This is a genomic window from Streptomyces sp. DvalAA-14 (assembly GCF_900091855.1).
Classification (GTDB): Bacteria; Actinomycetota; Actinomycetes; order Streptomycetales; family Streptomycetaceae; genus Actinacidiphila.
In genome coordinates, this window is record NZ_FMCH01000182.1 from 1 (window position 1) to 1,215 (window position 1,215).

A 1,215-nucleotide genomic window follows, 5' to 3' on the forward strand; every position below is an offset into this window, starting at 1 on the left:
GCACCTCCCGGTCGCGCTCCAGCCCGAGCGCGCCGGCCAGCCACTCAGCTCGGCGCCGAGCGGGTCGGTGACCTTGCGGTCCAGCTCGCGGCCGAAGCTCTTCAACGCACTGCGGGCCCGCCGGGTGGCGACCCGCATCCGGTGCACGGCGTCCTCCTCGGCGCGGCGCACGGCCGGGTCGAGGGCCAGCAGGGCGGTCAGCTGCTCGTGGAGGTAGCCGGTCGCGGTCTGCCCGGCGCTGGCGGGTACGGCGGGGGGCCGCGGCAGCGGCGGCACCAGGTGGTCGCCCAAGGCGTGCGCGAGCTTGGACGCGGAGGAGGAGCGGTGCATGCCGGCGGCGAGCAGGCGTTCCTCCACGGCGTCCAGCAGGCCGGGGTCGCCGTCGGCCAGTTCGACCTCGGTCTCGGTCCAGGCGGGGCCGGGTGTCCATGCGGGCTCCGGGGCCGGGGCCGAGTCCGGGCTCGGGCTCGGGTTCGCGGAGTCGGCCGGGGTGTCGGCGCCGGCCAGGTCGGCCCGGACCTCGTCGTGTGCGATCTCGGCCAGCGTCCGGCCGGCCGCGTCCACCAGCAGGGTGCGCCGGCGGAGCGTACGCAGCCGGACGACCGGGGCCAATGGGCGGCCGCGGACGATCGCGGCGATCTCGGTCCGCAGCTCGTCGGGGGGCGCGCCGGCGGCGTCGCCGAGGGGGGCGTGCACCTCGGTGCGGGTGTCGGGCCGGGTGGTGGGCAGCTTCAGGTGCCAGCCGGCGTCCTGGCCGCCGGTGCGGCGGCGCAGGGTGGTGCGGTGCGCGGCGAGGGCGAGGTCGGCGGTGTCGTAGTAGACCGCGTCGAGCCGGTCCGGCTCGGGGCGCCGCACCTCCGCCACGCCCGCCAGCTCTTCCAGCCCTTCCAGGGCCTCCGGGGTTCGCGCTCCGGGGTCGGACCCGCCGGGTCCGGCCTCGCTCACGGCGGTCTCGTACTTACGTTCGGTCTCCGCCAGCCGTTCGCCCATGCTTGGACGGTAATCCCCGGGTGGGCCCCCGGCAATGGGGGTCGCCTCCGGCGACCCGGCCATCCTCCTCCCCCGCCCCTGCGTGCGGCCCCCTCGGCCGGGGGTGCCGTACCCGCGGCGCAGCCGCACCCTCAGCCCGGACGGTGCCCCACCCGCGGCGCAATCGCACCCCTGGCGGAGCGCGCAGTTCCCCGCGCCCCTTCGGCCCGCCTCCACCCACCCGCG

At 78.2% G+C, this 1,215-nt stretch carries 1 protein-coding gene; it reads right to left on the reverse strand.

What is annotated here, in order from left to right; translation table 11 throughout:
• Positions 1-990: CYTH domain-containing protein (locus tag GA0115240_RS08915; protein ID WP_161302121.1), on the reverse strand; the 990-nt coding region annotated here is incomplete at its 3' end.
• Positions 991-1,215: the final 225 nt, after the last annotated feature.